Source organism: Paraglaciecola sp. IT1134 (genome assembly GCF_058068185.1).
The window spans coordinates 3,049,672-3,069,611 of sequence record NZ_CM176486.1; the positions used below are offsets into that span (position 1 = coordinate 3,049,672).

General features: G+C 44.6%; 18 protein-coding genes. 3 read left to right on the forward strand and 15 right to left on the reverse strand.

The genetic code is table 11. The features are described from left to right. Positions 1-5: 5 nt before the first annotated feature. The 10 genes from AC3RV5_RS13325 to AC3RV5_RS13370 all read right to left on the reverse strand — a co-directional run bounded on the left by AC3RV5_RS13325 (position 6) and on the right by AC3RV5_RS13370 (position 11,352). Positions 6-2,915: a methyl-accepting chemotaxis protein gene (locus AC3RV5_RS13325; protein ID WP_489728123.1), complete on the reverse strand. Its 2,910-nt coding sequence runs from the start codon at positions 2,913-2,915 to the stop codon at positions 6-8. Between the two features lie 3 nt (positions 2,916-2,918). Next, positions 2,919-3,419: a chemotaxis protein CheW gene (locus AC3RV5_RS13330; RefSeq protein WP_489728124.1), complete on the reverse strand. Its 501-nt coding sequence runs from the start codon at positions 3,417-3,419 to the stop codon at positions 2,919-2,921. A gap of 14 nt (positions 3,420-3,433) precedes the next feature. Further along, on the reverse strand, positions 3,434-5,278 hold the full coding sequence (locus AC3RV5_RS13335; protein ID WP_489728125.1) for a chemotaxis protein CheA: 1,845 nt from the start codon (positions 5,276-5,278) through the stop codon (positions 3,434-3,436). Positions 5,279-5,294: 16 nt separating this feature from the next. Continuing rightward, positions 5,295-5,660 carry a response regulator gene (locus AC3RV5_RS13340; RefSeq protein ID WP_489728126.1) on the reverse strand — a complete coding sequence of 122 codons (366 nt, stop codon included), beginning with the start codon at positions 5,658-5,660 and terminating at the stop codon, positions 5,295-5,297. Between the two features lie 247 nt (positions 5,661-5,907). Beyond that, the gene (locus AC3RV5_RS13345) at positions 5,908-6,192 is read right to left on the reverse strand and encodes an STAS domain-containing protein (RefSeq protein WP_489728127.1); all 285 of its coding nucleotides are present in this window, start codon (positions 6,190-6,192) and stop codon (positions 5,908-5,910) included. An 18-nt stretch (positions 6,193-6,210) separates the two neighbouring features. Beyond that, positions 6,211-7,347 carry a methyl-accepting chemotaxis protein gene (locus AC3RV5_RS13350; RefSeq protein WP_489728128.1) on the reverse strand — a complete coding sequence of 379 codons (1,137 nt, stop codon included), beginning with the start codon at positions 7,345-7,347 and terminating at the stop codon, positions 6,211-6,213. 593 nt (positions 7,348-7,940) lie between these two features. After that, positions 7,941-8,306: a response regulator gene (locus AC3RV5_RS13355; protein ID WP_489728129.1), complete on the reverse strand. Its 366-nt coding sequence runs from the start codon at positions 8,304-8,306 to the stop codon at positions 7,941-7,943. A 13-nt stretch (positions 8,307-8,319) separates the two neighbouring features. Then, positions 8,320-9,999: an ATP-binding SpoIIE family protein phosphatase gene (locus AC3RV5_RS13360; RefSeq protein ID WP_489728130.1), complete on the reverse strand. Its 1,680-nt coding sequence runs from the start codon at positions 9,997-9,999 to the stop codon at positions 8,320-8,322. A gap of 5 nt (positions 10,000-10,004) precedes the next feature. Further along, positions 10,005-10,289, reverse strand: a complete 285-nt coding sequence (locus tag AC3RV5_RS13365; RefSeq protein ID WP_489728131.1) for an STAS domain-containing protein — start codon at positions 10,287-10,289, stop codon at positions 10,005-10,007. 16 nt (positions 10,290-10,305) lie between these two features. Continuing rightward, a complete protein-coding gene (locus AC3RV5_RS13370) occupies positions 10,306-11,352 on the reverse strand; it encodes a methyl-accepting chemotaxis protein (RefSeq protein WP_489732163.1) in 1,047 nt (348 codons plus the stop codon). A 520-nt stretch (positions 11,353-11,872) separates the two neighbouring features. Here AC3RV5_RS13370 and AC3RV5_RS13375 point away from each other — a divergent pair. The 3 genes from AC3RV5_RS13375 to AC3RV5_RS13385 all read left to right on the forward strand — a co-directional run bounded on the left by AC3RV5_RS13375 (position 11,873) and on the right by AC3RV5_RS13385 (position 14,200). Further along, a complete protein-coding gene (locus tag AC3RV5_RS13375; RefSeq protein WP_489728132.1) occupies positions 11,873-12,919 on the forward strand; it encodes a patatin-like phospholipase family protein in 1,047 nt (348 codons plus the stop codon). A 391-nt stretch (positions 12,920-13,310) separates the two neighbouring features. Further along, positions 13,311-13,694 carry an ACT domain-containing protein gene (locus AC3RV5_RS13380; RefSeq protein ID WP_489728133.1) on the forward strand — a complete coding sequence of 128 codons (384 nt, stop codon included), beginning with the start codon at positions 13,311-13,313 and terminating at the stop codon, positions 13,692-13,694. Continuing rightward, positions 13,694-14,200: a PTS sugar transporter subunit IIA gene (locus tag AC3RV5_RS13385; RefSeq protein WP_489728134.1), complete on the forward strand. Its 507-nt coding sequence runs from the start codon at positions 13,694-13,696 to the stop codon at positions 14,198-14,200. The genes AC3RV5_RS13380 and AC3RV5_RS13385 overlap by 1 nt, the downstream gene beginning before the upstream one ends. Before the next feature lie 84 nt (positions 14,201-14,284). Here the strand turns inward: AC3RV5_RS13385 and AC3RV5_RS13390 are convergent, their stop codons facing one another. Genes AC3RV5_RS13390 through AC3RV5_RS13410 form a run of 5 tightly spaced genes read right to left on the reverse strand, consistent with a single transcriptional unit; the run spans position 14,285 to position 19,940 of the window. After that, complete coding sequence (locus AC3RV5_RS13390) at positions 14,285-16,546, reverse strand: xanthine dehydrogenase family protein molybdopterin-binding subunit (protein WP_489728135.1); 2,262 nt, start codon at positions 16,544-16,546, stop codon at positions 14,285-14,287. Then, entirely contained in the window at positions 16,543-17,037 is a 495-nt protein-coding gene (locus AC3RV5_RS13395; RefSeq protein ID WP_489728136.1) for a (2Fe-2S)-binding protein, read from the reverse strand. The genes AC3RV5_RS13390 and AC3RV5_RS13395 overlap by 4 nt, the downstream gene beginning before the upstream one ends. A gap of 54 nt (positions 17,038-17,091) precedes the next feature. Beyond that, on the reverse strand, positions 17,092-17,691 hold the full coding sequence (locus AC3RV5_RS13400) for a nucleotidyltransferase family protein (protein ID WP_489728137.1): 600 nt from the start codon (positions 17,689-17,691) through the stop codon (positions 17,092-17,094). Further along, on the reverse strand, positions 17,688-18,677 hold the full coding sequence (locus tag AC3RV5_RS13405; protein ID WP_489728138.1) for an XdhC family protein: 990 nt from the start codon (positions 18,675-18,677) through the stop codon (positions 17,688-17,690). Before AC3RV5_RS13405 ends, AC3RV5_RS13400 begins: the two co-directional genes overlap by 4 nt. A 3-nt stretch (positions 18,678-18,680) precedes the next feature. Next, complete coding sequence (locus AC3RV5_RS13410; protein ID WP_489728139.1) at positions 18,681-19,940, reverse strand: RDD family protein; 1,260 nt, start codon at positions 19,938-19,940, stop codon at positions 18,681-18,683.

Genomic DNA, 19,940 nt, shown 5'->3' on the forward strand with positions numbered 1-19,940 from the left:
CTCAATCAGAAACTCTCCCATTCGTCTGCTTCCTGGTTGCTAGGTTTAACTAACTTAACCTGGGTTTGGCGAGGACGGCTCGCTAGCGGGGCAACCTGATTTTTTGTTTTGTTGTCCAAACGGGCCACATTATTGGTTTCTTCCAAGGTGAAGGTGGCGACTCTTTCGCTTAACTCTTCAGCTTGCGATTGTAAACTCTCCGCGGCGGCCGATGCTTCTTCAACCAGAGCCGCATTTTGCTGAGTGACCTCATCCATCTGATTAATGGCCTTGCCAACTTCATCGATCCCCGATGCCTGTTCTGCTGATGCCGCGGCAATCTCTGCCATTAAGTCATTTACCCGCTTAATTGAGGTCACCACATTTCCCATAGTTTCACCCGAGCGATTCACTAAGGTGTTACCGTTCTCAATTTTGGATACTGAATCGGAAATTAATTCCTTTATATCTTTTGCGGCAGTGGCTGAACGCTGAGCAAGGGTTCTCACTTCTGATGCCACCACGGCAAACCCCCGTCCTTGCTCGCCTGCTCTGGCGGCCTCAACTGCGGCATTTAACGCCAGGATATTTGTTTGAAAGGCAATGCCGTCAATCACTCCAATAATGTCAGATATCTTTCTGGCTGATTCATTGATCGAGGACATAGTTGACACAACTTGTTGGATAAGCTCGCCCCCCTCACTAGCAACTGTGGAGGCTTGCGAAGCAAGTCCATTGGCTTGATTTGCATTTTCTGCATTGAGCCTTACTGTACCGGTCAACTCTTCCATGGTTGAGGCAGTTTCTTCTAAATTTGAAGCCTGTTGTTCGGTTCGGTTAGATAGATCCGAGTTACCTTGAGCAATCTCTCCCGATGCATTTTTGATGGTTTCGACCGATGTATTTATTTGCGCTATAGTGTTTGCTAAATCACTGATGAAGCTAGTGATCGCATCGCCTAACTCAATAAATTCACCGTCAAATTCCTTCTCGATTTTGGTAGTCAAATTCCCTGAAGACAATTGCATTAGTACCCGTTTTATTTCGTTTATGGCCTCTTTGCGTGCGGTGATGTCAGTGGCATATTTCACCACTTTAAACGGCTTACCATTGAGATCAAAGATCGGGTTGTAGGATGCCTGGATCCATACTTCATTCCCCACTTTACCGATGCGTTTAAATTCATCAGAGGTAAAGACACCGGCATTGAGTTGCTCCCAGAATACCCGGTACTCATGGCTGTTTTTAGATTCTGAATCTACAAATATACTGTGATGTTTACCTTTCACTTCAGCCAGCGTATACCCCATAGCATTTAGGAAATTATCATTAGCAACTTGAATAATGCCATCCATATCGAATTCAATGACCGCCTGAGACTTACCTATGGCGTCAATCTGCCCTGAATAATCGGCATTGCGTAATTTCTGCTCGGTCACGTCTGACGCATATTTAACCACTTTAAACGGCTTGCCATTGAGATCCAATATCGGGTTATAGGATGCCTGGATCCAGACTTCTTTGCCGTCTTTACCGATGCGCTTAAATTCATTAGAGGTAAAGGCACCTGTATTAAGTTGCTCCCAAAATGCCCGATACTCGTGACTATTTTTGTAGTCAGGCTCCACAAAAATACTGTGATGTTTGCCCTTGACCTCATCCAGGGTATAGCCCATGGCATTGAGGAAATTATCATTAGCAACTTGAATAATGCCATCCATATCAAATTCAATGACCGCTTGAGACTTACCTATGGCGTCAATCTGCCCTGAATAATCAGCATTGCGCAATTTCTGCTCAGTCACATCTGAGGCATATTTAACCACTTTAAACGGCTTACCATTGAGATCTAAAATCGGGTTATAGGACGCCTGGATCCACACTTCGTTTCCACTTTTTCCTATACGTTTAAATTCATTAGCGGTAAAGACACCTGCATTAAGTTGCTCCCAGAATGCTCGGTATTCGTGACTATTTTTGTAGTCAGGCTCCACAAAAATACTGTGGTGTTTGCCCTTGACCTCGTCCAGGGTATAACCCATGGCATTAAGGAAATTATCGTTGGCAAGCAGAATAATGCCCGCCATGTCGAATTCAATGACCGCCTGAGATTTTCCGATAGCGTTAATTTGTCCTGAATAATCCGCATTTAATAATTTCTGTTCGGTGACGTCTGTAGCGTATTTGACCACTTTAAACGGCTTGCCATTGAGATCCAATATCGGGTTATAGGACGCCTGGATCCAGACCTCGTTACCGTCTTTAGCGATGCGTTTGAATTCATTAGAGGTAAAGACACCTGCATTGAGTTGTTCCCAGAATGCTCGGTATTCGTGACTATTTTTGTAGTCAGGCTCCACAAAAATACTGTGGTGTTTGCCCTTGACCTCGTCCAGGGTGTAGCCCATGGCACTCAGGAAATTATCATTGGCAAACAGGATAATGCCCGCCATGTCGAATTCGATTACCGCCTGAGATTTGCCGATAGCGTTGATTTGTCCTGAATAATCCGCGTTTAGTAATTTCTGCTCAGTGACATCAGTGGCGTATTTAATCACACCTGTGGGTTTACCAGCGACATCTAATAATGGATTATATGAAGCTTGGATCCAGATTTCTTTACCACCCTTACCTATTCGTTTGAATACATCCGAAGTATAACGACCAGTATTTAATTTCTGCCAAAAATCGCGATATTCATCACTGGCTTTGTAGGCAGGCTCAACAAACATACTATGATGTTTGCCGATAACGTCTTGAGCTTGATAGCCCATTACCGACAGAAAGTTGTCATTTGCGGACTGTATAATGCCCTGTAGATCGAACTCAATAATCGCCTGAGAGCGATCCAGCGCTTCAAGCATACTCGCGTTGTGCTGGCGTTGCGCTGCATCACGCTTAGACGACTCACTATTTAGCCAATTAAAAAAATTCATATATTACTCCACCGCCGTTGCATTATTTTTGTCAAACAGACCCAATTCATCACTGGATATTAAACTGTCTATATTCACCAAAATGACCATATTTTCATCCACTGCCGCCAATCCATGTAGATACTTACTATCAAAAGCTACGCCAAATTCTGGCGGAGGGCGTACTTCGTCATCTTCAAGCTTGATTACGTCCGATACACCGTCCACCACTATGCCGACTATGCGCTCAAAAACGTTAAGCATTATGACGATGGTAAATTCGTTATAGGTTGCTTCACCCACAGCAAACTTTATTCGCAAGTCGACAATGGGCACTATGTCCCCACGTAGATTGATCACGCCTTTGATAAATGTCGGGGCGTTGGCGATCTTGGTTACTGTTTCGTATCCGCGAATTTCTTTGACTGCCATAATATCCAGGGCATAGTGTTCATCTCCTAAGACAAAGCTTAAAAACTCCTTTGACTCAGTGTGCAGATGATCTTGATGTACTTTACTGTTCATAGTGTGCTCTCTGCTCATGTATCAACTGTCATGACATTATTAGCCAGTGACTCAACATCTAGTATCAAGGCAACACAACCATCACCCATGATAGTTGCTCCCGCGATACCTTCGACTCGGCGGTAATTTTGCTCCAGGCTTTTAATTACCACTTGCTGCTGGCCTAATAGGCTGTCCACCACTAAGCCGAACCGCTTCTTACTGCTTTCAATCAACATGACTATCGCTTCGCTTGGTTCAGTGATGGCATTGTCAATCTCCATTTTTTTGTGTAGATGGACTAACGGCCAATATTGGTCGCGGATCCATAACAGTTTTTCTTTGGAGATCAACTTCATTTGTTTCTTCTCTGGCTGCACAGATTCGATAATGTTAACCAGGGGCACGACAAATATTTGCTCACCAACTGATACACAAATGCCATCCACTATGGCCAAGGTCAGTGGCAAATGAATATAAAAAGCTGACCCTTCACCGGCGCTGGATTCGATCTCGATCCTTCCGCCTATAGCCTCCAGGTTACGTCGCACCACATCCATGCCCACACCTCGGCCAGACACATCAGTGACTTCATCTGCGGTAGAAAAACCTGCTTCAAAAATAAGTTTCCATACGTCTTTATCCGGCATTGAGTGATCAACAACCAAGCCATTTTCGTCAGCCTTAGCTAATATACGATCACGGTTTAGGCCCGCCCCATCATCGATAATACTGATAAGAATACTGCCACCTTTTTGTTCAGCCCTGAGGATAACCGTGCCGGTTTCTGCTTTGCCGAGGGCGGCGCGGACGCCGGTTTTCTCAATACCATGATCAATGCTGTTACGCACCAAATGAGTCAACGGGTCGACTAATTTTTCGATCATGCTTTTGTCTATTTCGGTATTGCCACCTTCAATTTTGAGATCGACCTTTTTGCCCAGCTTAGACGATAAGTCTCGCACGACACGAGGGAAACGATTAAAGGTAAAGTGCATGGGTAACATACGCATTGACATCACGGATTCCTGGATTTCGCGAGTATTGCGTGTCAGTTCAGCAATGGCATTATGTAATTTATCGGTATTAATACTGTCCATTTCTGAGCTGATCAACGTTAGCATTGACTGAGTGATAACTAACTCACCAACCAGATTAACTAACGAATCTATTTTGGTGGTATCCACTCTAATGGATGATGATTCAATGATAGACTTATTCGGGTTGGCAACTGGTTTTGCAGCAGACTTGGGCTGATTTGCACTTTCTTTGGCTATTTGAGGTTCAAAAAATCCATAACCCTCTTCTACCTCAGGTTTATCTTCTTGGTCAAAAAAACCAAACCCGGCATCATCTTTATCATTAGGTAACGGTGTAAAAAAACCAAAGGACGGATCGTCGTTTTGCTCTTCCGACTCGGCTTCAGGCAAGGGTTCGAAAAATCCAAAACCATCTAAATCGTCAGAACTGGAGGCCAGTTCATCCTCCTCGACCTCCTTTAACAGAGTATTTAACTGCGCTATACCATCATCAATACTGTCTTGTTCAACTGGCAGCTGGTTACGATAGTTCTCCAATGTCAACTTCAACAGATCGACGGTTTCTAGCAGTAAATCAACTATTGGTGTAGTCAGCTCTATGCTATTTTTTCGCGCTTTATCTAACAGGTTTTCCATAATATGGGTAAGGCCGGTCAGCGCGTCGAAACCGAAAATACCACTGCCACCTTTAATAGAATGGGCCGCTCTGAAGATACTATTTAGCTGCTCCGGATCCGGTTGAGCTAAATCTAAAGCCATTAGCTGCTGTTCCATCTCAGCCAAATGCTCTTGGCTTTCGTCGAAAAACACTCCGTGGAACTGTTCCATATCTATGGACATATTAATCCTTACCCCATTAACCTAAGACTTTTGCGGCAACGTCAAGCAGCTTCTTTGGATCAAACGGTTTTACCATCCACCCAGTCGCGCCTGCGGCCCGGCCCTGTGCTTTCATATCGTCCCCCGACTCAGTCGTTAAAACGATAAGGGGGGTTGTGCGGTAATTGGCCATAGTGCGCAGGGATTTAATTAAGGTTAAACCGTCCATACGGGGCATATTTTGATCGGTTAAAACAAAGTCGAATTGCTTAGCTTTACACAAATCTAGTCCGGCTTGACCGTCGCTGGCCGTTGTAACCGCATATGAAGCTGACTTCAAAGTCATTTCTACCATTTGCCTAATGGATGCTGAGTCGTCGACGACTAATATATGTTTGCTCATAATGTGTTAGTTCTCATTTAATGACTACCCTAGTTCGATTACCCAGAGCGAAGACCAGTACTTGCTCTCAGAGTTGTTTACCCGATGGGATCCTCTGTTACACTCGCTCCATCCTTTATTTTCTTGTCAAAAAAATGGTCATAACCTTGACCACTATCAGTAATCTAAATATCCAGCTGACCGCGCTCAGATCCGAAGTGCAAGGAGAGACTGGTGCAATTTTCTAGTAGATTAAGACCCATGTGGTTTATTCGAACTCAAACAGCTTTTCAAAATTGGCGATTAACAAAATGTCCTTGGCATTACCTTCGGCCCCTGTGACAGATACTTTAATATTGTTTGTTTTAGCTTTTTTGTTTAGTAATACCATCATGCCCAAAGCCGAACTATCCAGATATTCAGTAGCAGAAAAATCCATTACTATTTTGCTGCAATTTTGGTCTTCCAACATTTGACTATATTGTTCAGTAAAGGACTTATGTTGTCCAAAATCGAATCTTTGAGGGATATTTAACACCCGTTTTTCACTCATTCACTTTCCCTAAAATAGTTAGAATAGCTCTAGCTCGCCCGCATCCATATTGTCTGATGAAACGGGATTATGTTTGTTTTGACGTTTTTCTTTAAAATTAACCAGGCAACGGTTAAACGTATCAAAATCGATATGACCGCCAGTTGCACAAAGTATGTCTAGCAGTTCGTTGACATAACCTAATGTCTCTTTGGTATAAGACAGGTTCTGAATATTGATATCATCAAACTGTAGCGCTCTAATGGCTTGTCCCAGGGCCGAATCCAAATTGCGAGAAATGTCATCCAGCTGATTAATCACCTTGGCATCACACTCTGCTTTATTAATAATTTCGGCCAACGCCTGCTTAATATCTCTTTTGGCATCAATTACATAAGTAACGTCGTAAGATGCAAGGGTGCCCACTTCATCAGTCAGTGCGCCTATTTCATCATTGATAAATCTTAAACGCTTTTGAATACTGTCACTGAATTCTGACGAACGGCTGGACAGCGAACGAACTTCATCGGCCACAACCGCGAACCCCCTGCCGTGCTCTCCAGCCCTCGCAGCTTCAATAGCAGCGTTTAGCGCCAGCAAATTGGTTTGGGAGGCAATGCCGTCTATGTCTTTTAATGCTTGCATCACCAGAGGCAAAGCTTCGTGAATTTTATTTACTCGATCGAGCAATTCCATCGACGCCGCAGACATATCGACAGTGGATTGAATAAAGCGGTCCAAGGTAACTTCAGTACCATTGGCAAACACGCGCATATTATCACTGTATAGGGCTTCACTATCCCCCTGCACAGTAATCAAACTGACAATACTCTTGCCTTGCAAGTTGATCATGGATTGCAGTTCAGAAAATGCGCTATTGAGCAAGCTAACTGCGTCGGACTGGGTAGCGCTAATACCATCTATATTATTTTCGCACTCCGCAATCACTGGTACGATTTCTGGTAACAAATTAGCGGTGTGGTCTTGATACTGAGAACTTGAATTTTCCTTTAACGTTGCTGAAACCGGTTGGACTGTGACTTTTTTCAGATTGTTATTAATCAACCAGGTTGCAAAAACCAGTATTGGTAACACTCCAACGTATATTTGTTCAAAATAATTCAACAAAAAAGACAAGGCGGTTACGACAATTAATATTTGCCAGTGCTTGTGCAAAATATTTACCTAAGAGTAAATTATTGGTCCACGAAACTAACGGCATTTTTAATAAACCACAAGCAATAAATTACTAACCCAAATAACAATAAAAATTTGTAACTTAGCAATTAAATAACCAACGGTATTTATTTTTTTCAAATCAAATCAGTGGCTTATACAAATTAGACTCATAAATCCAATGCAAAAAAAACAGAAACACTCTGTGCTCCAATATAATTTCTCATACTAATGTCTAATAATAAATACGGGGGTTTGTTGGAATTTTACGCTATTGATATTAATTTTTTGTAAACTGCTTTTTTTCAACCAAGGAAGATTTATAAACTTAAATGATAAATATGCAGATCACATTGTCTTAGTGACCAACCAAAATATAAGGTTTTAGCCAAGCGTATTTCAGGATCTTTAAAGGTGCCTGCGTCGGACCAAAATGCCTCCGGCTCTTTAGTTTGGATAAATATTTATTCGGTGATTTTTATAGCGACAAAAGCCAAAAACTCAATCTTCGCCCTTCTTACGCAGGTAACGTCACTAACGATTATATTAGTGCCGTTAAATTGTTCAAAATGAACATATTAATCATTAACCACTTAACCTAAGACTTTTGCGGCAACCTCAAGCAGCTTTTTTGGATCAAACGGCTTAACCATCCACCCCGTAGCACCTGCCGCCCGGCCTTGGGCTTTCATGGCATCCCCTGATTCAGTGGTTAACACGATAAGAGGGGTGGTGCGGTAATTGGCCATGGCGCGCAATGACTTGATCAGGGTCAATCCATCCATTCTCGGCATATTTTGATCGGTTAATACAAAATCGAATTGTTTAACTTTACACAAATCTAAACCGGCTTGGCCGTCATTGGCGGTGGTGACATTATAGGATGCTGATTTTAAAGTCATTTCGACCATTTGCCTGATGGAGGCTGAATCGTCAACGATTAATATATGTTTACTCATAGTCAGTTTATTCTCATTTAATGATTACTGAAGTTCTGTTTCCCGAAGCATATACACTCATCTGCGTACAAAGTTGTTTAACGAGTTTAAGCCCTCTGCCAGACAGTGCCCCTTCTCCCATATTTTTTAGCAAATCATGTTGATAGCCTTGACCACTATCACTAATAGTAAAATTAAGCTGCTCTTGCTCTGGTTCAAAGTTTAGGGAAAGTTTGATACGATCTTCCTGATCTAAACTTAGCAAACGTGTAACGCGCTCCTCCAAATAGAGCGAAAATCCTTCTATATCTTGTTTAAGGCTCGAATCTAACTGCAATACCCCATGATCCAGAGCATTGTTAACTAATTCAGAAACAACGGTAAAAGCTTTTTGCCGTAACTTGGCGCTTAAATTCATTCTGCGCAGCACATCGTCAACTGTTGTAACCAGATTAGTGGTGGCCAATAAATTTCCGGCAACATCCAAGTTAAAATCAAGATGACCGTTTTGTTTTCTATAGTGTTCAGACATGTCGGTATGATGTGATATATGCAACGCTTGCAGATCCACATAACAAACAGAGGCATCGTCCTCTATAAGCGTATCTGCGCAATGTTTTTCAAATGAAGCCAAAACCTCATCAAAAATCATCAGCGCTTTTGAACACCGGGCAAACACAGCGTGTAATCCTTTTTTACCAAACGCCTGATCCTGTGACGAACGCTGCTCAGTCAATCCGTCGCTGTAAAAAAACAGGTGCTGCCCAGCGGCTAATGGGAAGGAATCAATTTGCGGTGAAAAATCATTTTTATCGACTATGCCCAAGGGCAGTGAACGGGAACAAATGCTATGCAAAATTTCGCCATCATCACCCATCAATAATACATCGGGCATACCTGCATTGATGATATTAATCTCTTTGCGTTGATGATCGATTTCGATGCCGATGAGCGCTACAAATCTGTCCTCAGGTATTTTAGCAAATAATTTCGAATTAATTTCGTGCATAATCTGCTGTAATGGAATGCCTTTTTGCAGCATGGCACGGGTGGTGGTTACAACAGGCAAGATACTAATGGCGGAAGCCAAACCATGCCCTGTGCCATCCATTAACATCATTAAGCTATTTCCGTTAGGATATTGCTCCGAGATAAAAAAATCGCCGTTAAATGATTTTGACGACTGCATGTGTGTGCGAATAGCAGCGTTTTTCTCAGACGATGCCTGAGAGAGATGACGATATACATGCCTGGCTAAATCTTCTTCTTGCTGCTGCTCATCGAGCAGCAATTCTAATCGTTTATTCTGTAACCGAAGTTCCTGTTCGTTCTGATACGCGGTGTAACTACGGTGTAAAACCAACCAAAGTAATTCCATCTTCACCGGCTTAAGCAAATAAGCACTGATACCCAACGAAAAGTATTGCTGCATAGATATCTGATTTTCATCCGCAGTGATCATCAACACTGGCGACGAGATATGTTTTTCACGTACAAAACGCAGAAATTCAATACCAGTCCCATCAGGCAATAAACTATCGAGCAAAATCACATTGAATAAACGCTTACTTGCAATATCTTTAGCCGCTTGCAAATTCAAAGCAATATGTACCAAGAGTCCTTTGTTACTAAGATAAGCACCTACAGCTTGGCAAAAACTAACATCATCATCTACTAACAGCACGTCAGCGTTTTCTAATGGTTTTTTGTGCATTGTCGTTATTCGAAATCAAAAAGCTTTTCAAAGTTAGCGATGAGTAAAATGTCTTTAGCATTCCCCTGCGCTCCTTTAATTGACACTTTTTTATTGTTTGTTTTAGCCTTTTTATTTAACAATACCATCATGCCTAATGCCGAGCTATCGAGGTATTCAGTGTTAGAAAAGTCCATCACTATTTTGCTGCACTTGGTGTCTTCAACCATTAGGTTATATTGCTCTGTAAAGCTTTTGTGCTGTCCAAAATCAAATCTCGGAGGTATATTTAAAACTCGTATATCGCTCATTCATGTCCCATTATGATTAGAAAAGCTCTAACTCGCCCGCATCCATACTATCTGATGAAACGGGATTATATTTGTTGTGACGATTGGCCCGAAATGCATCCCGGCAGCGGTTAAACTCATCTAGCTTGGCCTCATCGTCCAGGTTGGCAATGATGTTTAACAGTTCGTTGATGTACCCTAAAGTCTCTTTGGTAAAAGCCAAATTCTGGTTATTAATATCGTCAAATTGCAATGCTCTGATGGCCTGCCCCAAGGCGGTTTCAAGATTATGAGAAATCTCATCCAGATTGTTAGTGACCTTGGCATCTGATTCAGCTTTATGAATGATCCCCGCCAGCGCACTCTTAATATCTCTTTTGGCGTCAATTACATAGGTAACATCGTAGGATGCAAGGCTGCCCACTTCATCCGTCAGTGCACCGATTTCGTTATTGATAAATCTTAGGCGTTTTTGAATACTGTCACTGAATTCTGACGAACGACTGGATAGCGAACGAACCTCATCGGCTACTACCGCGAATCCTCTACCGTGCTCTCCTGCTCGCGCGGCTTCAATCGCTGCATTTAGAGCCAATAGATTAGTTTGGGAGGCAATGCCGTCTATATCTTTTAATGCTTGCATAACGACTGGCAAGGCTTCATGGATCTTATTTACCCGATCGAGTAGTTCCATGGATGCCGCAGACATATCTACAGTGGTTTGAATAAAGCGGTCTAGCGTAATTTCAGTGTTATTAGCAAAATCACGCATTCTATCGCTATAAAGCTCGTCACTATCGTCATCAACCCGAATCAGACTTAAGATACTGCTACTTTGCAAATCGATCATGCTTTGAAGTTCTGCAAAAGCACTATTGAGCAAACTCACGGCATCGGCCTGGGTAGTGCGAATATCGCCTATATTAGTTTCGCATTCGACAATTGCCGGTATGACGTCCGGCAATAACTGGGAGCTGTGCACTCGCGCTAAAGAAGGGGGACTTTCCTCTAGTTTTGATGAAACAGGTCCGTTTGTACCATATGCTGCCTTACGTCTTGTCAACCAAACTGCAAAAAACAGCATTGCCAGTAAAGCAAGGTAGCTTTGACCATAATAATTCAACAAAACAGAAAGGGCAGTTACGACTGTTAATGCCTGCCATTGTCTGTTCAAAATTGTTCCCTAAAAGATATCGGCGAAAACAAAACTAACCGGAATTTTTAATTCCAGCAAGCAAAAACCGTTAAATAAACTAACCATCGACGGTAATTTAAGTTCACTACAAGACATAATTCAATCGCCGGACTTCACCTTTATCTAATAAAATTAATAAGTTATTAAAATGAAATGTAAATTACCACTGAACTAAACGCAGCGTAAATTATTCTCTTTTCTATGTTGCATTTCGTTGTGAAAAGACTCTTTTTATAGGCAATTAATCTTATTTTAGCGAAATAATGTACTGATTTGACTTTATTATTATCGTGCAGCGCTATCCTGCCGCTAAGCCAATATGCTGTTTTTGTGGCGAATACTAAGGCCATTTTTTCTTGACATGTTGTAGACTGCGATGAGGTAAATTCGGAAATTTTATGATCTTAGAATGTTAGATATATATGCAGGCAAAACTGCCATGACGACAATCCAAAAGGAAGGTTTTAGCCCATCGCTATTCAGCGCATTTTTAGGTGCCAGTGGTGGGCCAAAATGGTTCACACTTTTTGGTTTGGATAAATATTTGTTCAGCGAATTTTTTAGCGGCAGGCGCCAAGAGCTAAATTTAATCGGTTCTTCTGCAGGCGCATTTCGCGCAGCTTGTTTTGCCCAAAATGATCCGGTGGCAGCTATAAGCCGCTTAGCTAAGTATTACTCAGAATCCACCTACGCCGACAATGTCACTTCCTATGACATTAGTCTCAGTGCTAGCCAATTGCTAGATCGCGTGTTTGGTGATAAGGGCGCACAAGAAGTCATCGACAACCCTATCTTTAAAGCACATTTTTTGGTGGCTAAAACAAACGGCTTTGTGGCGTCGGAGCGTAAAACCTTACAAATAGCTGGCTTAGTTAAAAGTTACGCACTAAACCGGGTAAACCGTAAACTACTTACCAGGCAATACGAACGTATTGTCTTTCATCATCCCCGTAGTGCAATACTGATTAATGATGACAGTGGGTTTACAACACACAACGTGGCATTAAGCCAAGACAATATTAAAGCCTCACTGTTAGCCTCAGGCTCTATTCCTATGGTCATGTTAGGGATCAAGGATATTCCTGGCGCGCCAAAGGGCATGTATCGGGATGGGGGGCTCATCGATTACCACTTTGATATTTCCTTGCAAAACAGTCCGGGCTTAACCCTTTACCCACATTTTAATGCTCAGCCCAAGGCCGGATGGTTTGACAAAGATCTGGCTCGGGTTATCGCCCCAAAAAACTATGCCAAAACCGTGATGTTGGTGCCCTCTGCCAAATTCATCGCCACTTTACCTTATGGCAAAATACCGGATCGCGACGATTTCACCAAAATGCCAGCCGATGTACGTATTCAGTATTGGCAGACGGTGCTTAAGCAAACAGAACAACTCGCGGCATATTTGCATCAATTTTTACTAAAACCGGATATAACCCAGATCAAAGCGTTATGATCGCCGCTGGAGATCCGATCCCTAAGTTGGTTTTGTTAACCTGTTTAACACCCAACTACAGGATTTAAGCAATCCCAAAATTGCTCACTGGAGCTTATGGCTATTTATTTGAGCGCTGTAAATGCTGGTCTTGTGCGTTTTCCGACCAGCACTAAAATAGCTAAGCATATCAAACAATTAAGCACGATATAAAAAGAACTCAACAAGGTTATCCACAGAATCAGTGGATAACCTGAGTCATATTTGGCATAAATGTGAATAACAATCAGTTTAGAGCTAAATAAGCAACAGGTTTCGGGAGATTTACCATAACACGCTGGATCGGCAACCTGGTACTTGACTTAACGATGTGCTCACGCACAATAAAATCTTATCAAGCAAAGGAATCGACATGCCAAAACAAACGTTAGCCCTGCATCCCGAAATGTTCACTATCCACAGTTTGCCTGATATCGCCCCCATACCACCAGTGGTATTCACTGCACCGATTTATTTTATCGGCAAAACCCATGACGAGCTGTCTATCGTCATCCCGGCTAGTATCAGGATCATCAGCGATGATTCTGATACTGACTGGCGGGCGTTAGAAGTCTTAGGTCCGTTAAACCTGTCTATGGTGGGGATCATGGCGCAAATAGGTTCGGTATTGGCTAAAGCTAAGGTCAGTATTTTTGTACTCTCAACTTTTGAAACAGATTTTTTCTTGATTAAACAAACTCATTTGGATACGGCCACTAAGGCCCTACGTAATGACGGTTACAAAGTTAATAGTTAATGGGACTATATGATAAGTTGATCGACCCGCGAGCACCAGGTGACTTTCGTAAAAAACTGCCCCTGATTAGCCCCCTGACCGGCAGGGTTCAAACCCTGGCTCTCGTACCCTGCTCATTATTTAGTCAACGAGTTTTTGGTGAAGGCGTGGCAATTGAGCCCACTGGGTATCAATTACTCGCTCCCTGTGCAGGCCAAGTCATGGTCTTGAATGAATTGGGCCATCAAATGCGCTTGCAAGCCAAAAATGGTTTACAGCTATTGATCCAATTAGGTATCGGCTCAGAACACATGTTTGGGGAAGGTTTCAAACGACTGATCAAACCCGGACAACACTTCAATCAGGGACAAGTTTTGTTGGAGTTTGACTTGATCAAGATGAAAAAACAGCTGGTCAGTACCTTATGCCCTATCACTATTGTCAACAGTGACAAATTGCTGGGTATCGAAGCCCATTGCCATCATGTCATGGCAGGTGAAGATCCTGCCATGACGATCTATATTTAGCTTGGCAGAGCTCCGGCCACGACATGATTTTTAGCTGACCAATAGCCAAAAAGATCTCTACCAAGCCAAAACCCCATAATCAGATCATAGGCTAAAGTGTTTGTTAACCGGCAAATCCCGTATACGTTTACCACTAGCATGAAAAATCGCATTGGTCACCGAGGCCGCTACCGGTGGCACCCCCGGCTCGCCCACTCCCCCAGGAGGGGCGGTAGATGCAACGATATGGGTATAGATCTTTGGACTCTGATGCATGCGTAACACCGGATAATCATGGTAGTTTGACTGCACCACCGCGCCGTCTTTAACGCTCACCTCCCCCATCAAAGCGATAGACAAACCAAAGATCATGGCGCCTTCCTGCTGGGATTTCACTCGGTCGGGATTGACTATAGTGCCGGCGTCTATAACTGAATGCATTTCCAGCACCCTAACCTTGCCATCTTGTACTTTAACCTTGGTGGCCACCGCGACGTAAGACACAAAACTGCGATGCACGCTTATTCCCCATCCTTCATTTACCTGGGGTTTAACATTAACCGGTGTTTTGGCCATTAGTTCCGTGAGTACATACTTGAGCCGCTGGGTATCAAGGGGAAAAGTTTCGAAAGACTCCCCGTAATTTTCATATTCAAAGCCCTGGGGTCTGGGGTCAATATAGCGATCTTCACCTATCAATTGTAGCCACATTTTGTCCGTCGTTAGCTCACTGGCAACCGCAAGTTCATCCACAAAAGAACCCAGCGCAAAACCATGTTGAATATTACTTACGGAGCGTATCCAGCCAATACGAATGTGGCCGGTGGCCTTATGGGTTTCACAGGACAAATTAGCCACCGCCACAGGTACATCGCCAAAACCTAAGGATAATTCACCGTTTTGCGGCTCATCTGTGGTACCGGTAAAGGTCCAGCTAATACTGGGAAACGCGGTACGTTGCAGCCAGCTGGTTACCTGGCCGTTGGCATCGAATCCGGCTTGAAAATGCTGGGCACTGATGGCGTGATAATAGCCCTGGCGCACATCGTCCTCTCGGCTCCACACCACTTTGACTGGTTTGCCTGTTTCCTTGGCCAGAAGTGCGGCCTCCACTGAAAAATCCGGTTTAGATTTACGCCCAAACCCGCCGCCGAGCAAGGTGACATTTACTGTGACCTCAGATGTCTTTATATCCAGTGCCTTGGCCACATTTTGTTGGGTAGATTGAGGAGTTTGGGTACAGGCCCAGACTTCACACTGACCATTTTTAAACACCGCGGTGGCCGCAGGCGGCTCCATTGGCGCATGCACTAAATAAGGTACAGTATAGGTCGCTGAATGTTTGCTTGTTGCGCTGTCATAGGCTTGATAGGCATCACCAGCACTGCGAAACACTTTACCTTTGGTGACAATTTTCTGTTTTAAGTCCGCCAGGTAACGCGTCGAATCATGGGTCTGGTTGGCGCCCAAGTCCCACTCGATAGTCAGCTTTTGTCGCCCTTGCATGGCTGACCAGGTATTACTGGCTAAAACGGCCACTCCGTTAAAAGGTTTAAAGGCCACAGGTAAACTCTGCTCTGGCATCAGCACCACAGACTGTACTCCGGCAACTTGCATAGCAGCCTTTTTATCAAAACTTTTTACCTTGCCCCCCACTACCGGGCATCGCTCTATGCTGGCGAACAACATTTCATCCAGATAAATATCCTGGCCAAACACTGTATCTCCAGTCAGCACTTGGGGTAAGTCAACAGAGCTGACTGGCTTACCAATCAAGGTAAAGGTATCCGGCGATTTAAAGGTAAGTTTATCCGCTGCCGGGGGGGCAAGTTTTGCCGCCGCCTCTGCCAGTTCACCAAAGCCTAGCTGGCGTTGGGATTTCTTATGCAATACCATGGAGTTTTGTGCATACACCTGAGAGACGGGGACCTGCCAAGTATCGGCAGCGGCTTGCTCTAACATGGCCCGGGCCGTTGCGCCCATTTCGCGCATTTTGGTGTAAAAACGCCTAATTGAACGGGAACCATCGGTATTTTGGCTGCCGTACTCTTCATTAGCCAAACCTTGTATAACCTTTACTTTGGACCAGTCGGCACACAGCTCCTCTGCCACTACTTGGGGAATGCCTGTGCGTATGCCCTGCCCCATTTCACTGCGATGACATACGATATTCACGCTACCATCTGTGTCTATGCTGACAAATAAATTTAGCTGATTCTCCAGCTTGTTGGCCGACGGATTAGCCCGGGCCCATGCCTGAGTATAGATTGGCATTAGGGTGCCAAGGATCAGCGCACCGCTGGCCACGCCAGTATATTTCAAAAATGCCCGGCGACTGATATTTCGAATTTCCGTAGTCTGTTTCATGCCTCAGCCCCCACATTTTTAGCCAAAGAATATTTGCTTAATGGCTGCTGGGCGGCAGTTTTGATGGCGGCCTTGATCCGTGGATACGTGCCACAGCGACATATATTACCCTGCATATAGTTATCGATAGTGGCATCATCTGGATCCGGGTGCTCCTGTAAAAGGGCCACAGCACTCATTATCTGTCCTGACTGGCAATATCCGCATTGGGGAACATCATGTTTCAGCCAGGCTTGTTGCACGGGATGGCTGGCATCTGGCGACAACCCTTCTATGGTGTCAACCGACTTACCGGCTATGGCCGACAATGGCATCACGCAGGCGCGGATCGGCTGACCATCCAGATGCACGGTGCAGGCGCCACACTGGGCAATACCACAACCATATTTAGTGCCCGTCATATGCAAGATGTCACGTAAAGCCCATAACAAAGGCATATCCGGCTGGGCTTCCAGCTCTATTGTTTGCTTATTCAACGTAAAACTTATCATCTTCATCTCCAGTGTTCGCCCTATTGACGTTTTGGGTTAAAGGCATAAGGTTGATTACTCCGATTGGGCGGCTAACCAGCATTGCAAATCGGCCTGGGTATCAATATCGGTCTGGGCTTGTGGCATATCGATAGCCTCAACCTGTTGCCAGTGAATTTTTAGTAAGGCTCGTGCCCCCTGATCACCTTCAAGCTTAGCTAATTGGGCAAAAAAATGCCGGGGAAATATCACAGGAGGTCCACAAATATCAGCATATTTTGCGGCAATGATCTTATCCGGACTCTGGTGGCAATGGTGTATTAATAGGCTGATCAGATCATGGCTGACGTCCACCTGGTCCCCTAAAACCACCAGTAAGTGAGACACATCCTGGTTTAGCTGTTCCACGGCAAATGCCAGGCTGGCACCCATGCCTTGTTGCCAGTTTTCACAGGTTTTACTTTGCACAAAATTGGGTAATACCGGTACGATTTTCGCCGCATGAGCTCCGAGGATCACAGTCATACTTTGTAACTCACGCATCAGGTGACCATTAACGGCATATTGCCCAATCACCCGGGCGATCAGAGGTATATCATGCAATATCGTCAATTGTTTAATACCGTTAAAGCGGCGGCTATTGCCTGCGGCTAACATGGCCCCTGCGATATTCATCTACCCAACATGCCGCTGATCGATTGACCATCAGCCTGTTCGATATAAGCATGGGCTTCGGCTAACATCGACAAGGCAATTGACTCAGGTAATTCGCCTCCCAGGCGCAAACCCACAGGATTGGCTAAGGGTTTGCACAAATCGCTCCGGCACAATTTGATATGCTCCAGCACCCGTTCGGTTCGATGTAATGGCCCAAGCATTCCCACATAACGGGCAGAACTATGCTGAACAAGCGCTAAGGACTGGGCGTCAAGTTTGATATTATGGGTCATGATCAGGGCCATATCTATCTGTTGTAACCAGACGCTGGCCTCAAGTTCGTCTAGCGGTTGGCGAACAATAACTATAGACGGGTCGAACTGCCCACTGCGGGCATAACTGGTCCTGGGATCGATTAAGGTCAATTGCCAGCCAAGTTGCATGGCGATAGCCACCACCGGCCGTGCATCGACGCCTCCACCAAACACCGCTAAATGTGGCGCCGGTTTAATAATTTGTCGAAAACAGGCTAAGGGATCGTCAGCTGCTTGCCCCTGACTACCAACAGCTAACAGGGTGTTTTGGGGCAAGTTTTGGTGAATAAGTTGTTGATATTCACAACTTTGGCTGTTGCCTAAGTACTGGTAAAGCCTGTCCAGGCTAAGATACTGGTTCTCAGCGCTGACCGGTTGGAGTAGGATCTTGACCATGCCACCGCAACCTATGCCTAGCTGCCAGGCCAGGTCTTCCTCTTCGCGCATATCATACTCAACGATACGGTTATGCCCAGTATCCCAGCACCGCCGCGCTTGTAACATAATGTCAGATTCCAGGCAGCCGCCACTTAACAAACCAAAATATTGACCGAGATCGTTGATCATCATCATCGCTCCGGCCTTGCGATAGGATGAGCCAGCGGTTTCGATTATGGTCGCCAGTACCCATTGTTGCTCGTCTTTGCTGGTCAGCCAATTTTTCAATAATTGATTCAACCTATTGGCCATACCCTATTGCTCCACTTGCTCGGATTGCGCAAAAGGCACTTTTTCCCGGCGCAGATCGATGACCAGTGTTTCGGAAATTTTATCCTGAATAGCCTGACGATTGGGATCCCAGTATATCTGGATAAAACCCAATAAACCCGTAGCTACGCCAGCTCCGTAGCCACCATAACGACCGAAACTCTCCCACAAATTCAAACTACTGCCATCAAGTTTAATCACCTGTATGCCAAACAAACGTTTACCCGGGGTTTGCCCTCGCCATCTGGCGGTAAAGACACTGAAATAAACGGCTGCCCAGCCAAACCCCAGACCCATATCCGTAGCAAGTCCCAGGACCCAGTCAATTATACTGGGATTGTCCGACGCCAAACGTTTTTCCGCGGGCTCAATCTCCGCCAACTTATCCAGCCATTCACTTTGTGCTGATTTCTCCCCTGACTTGGCATCTACCATTGGTGTCTCTTCACGATCAGAAAGTTTTATGCCCGCCTCTGGCAGACTTTCTGCTAAGCCGGCATTATCGGTGTTTTTATTTTGGGCAAAAGTGTGTAAGAGCTGGGTTTCCAATTTGGCAACTTCAATCGGCGTCAGCGTGGCACTTGCCTGTTCAAGCAGCTGTTCAAATACTGGCTCAACGTCCTCTTCCCCAAGACCCAAAGAAGCCAAATCCTCGGCTAGATCTTGACCGAGTTCACGCCAGCACGGCAAGGCTTGGGCACAGGTTCCACTGGCGATATCGTCACCTACTCCCTTGGTTTTAAGCATATATTTAGCGGTAAGTCCGATTAACGCTAAACCTTCGACACTGTTCAGATCGTCAATCTGCAAATGGCTATCTGCGCCCTTGTCTACCAGTTCTTGGCGCAGCTTATCCGTCTCATCTCCTGAGTCGATGATTTCCTGCACCACATCCAGGACGCCAGCAGCTAATATAAATAACAACAGAGCACCGATTAAACGCAACAAAACCCGCCCCACATTGTAGCTTTTTTTTTGTTTAAGTCGGTTACCGGCTCGAAAAAAAGTGATGGCGGCAACCGCCGCCAACAGTAAACTGCTGGCCTGACTGACTAATCCCACCAGGGCAATATCAATACAAAAGGCCCCCGCTCTTTTTATCGGTCTGGCCAAAGGAGTGCCAAACAGTTCAGGGGGCACATGAAATGCGTAGGGGGTTACTATGTCTCGGGTTTCTTTTTTGCTGAGCGCCCCATGATCCACATCTTGTGACACATTAGTTTGCTCAGTTGTCGGTGTTGTCAC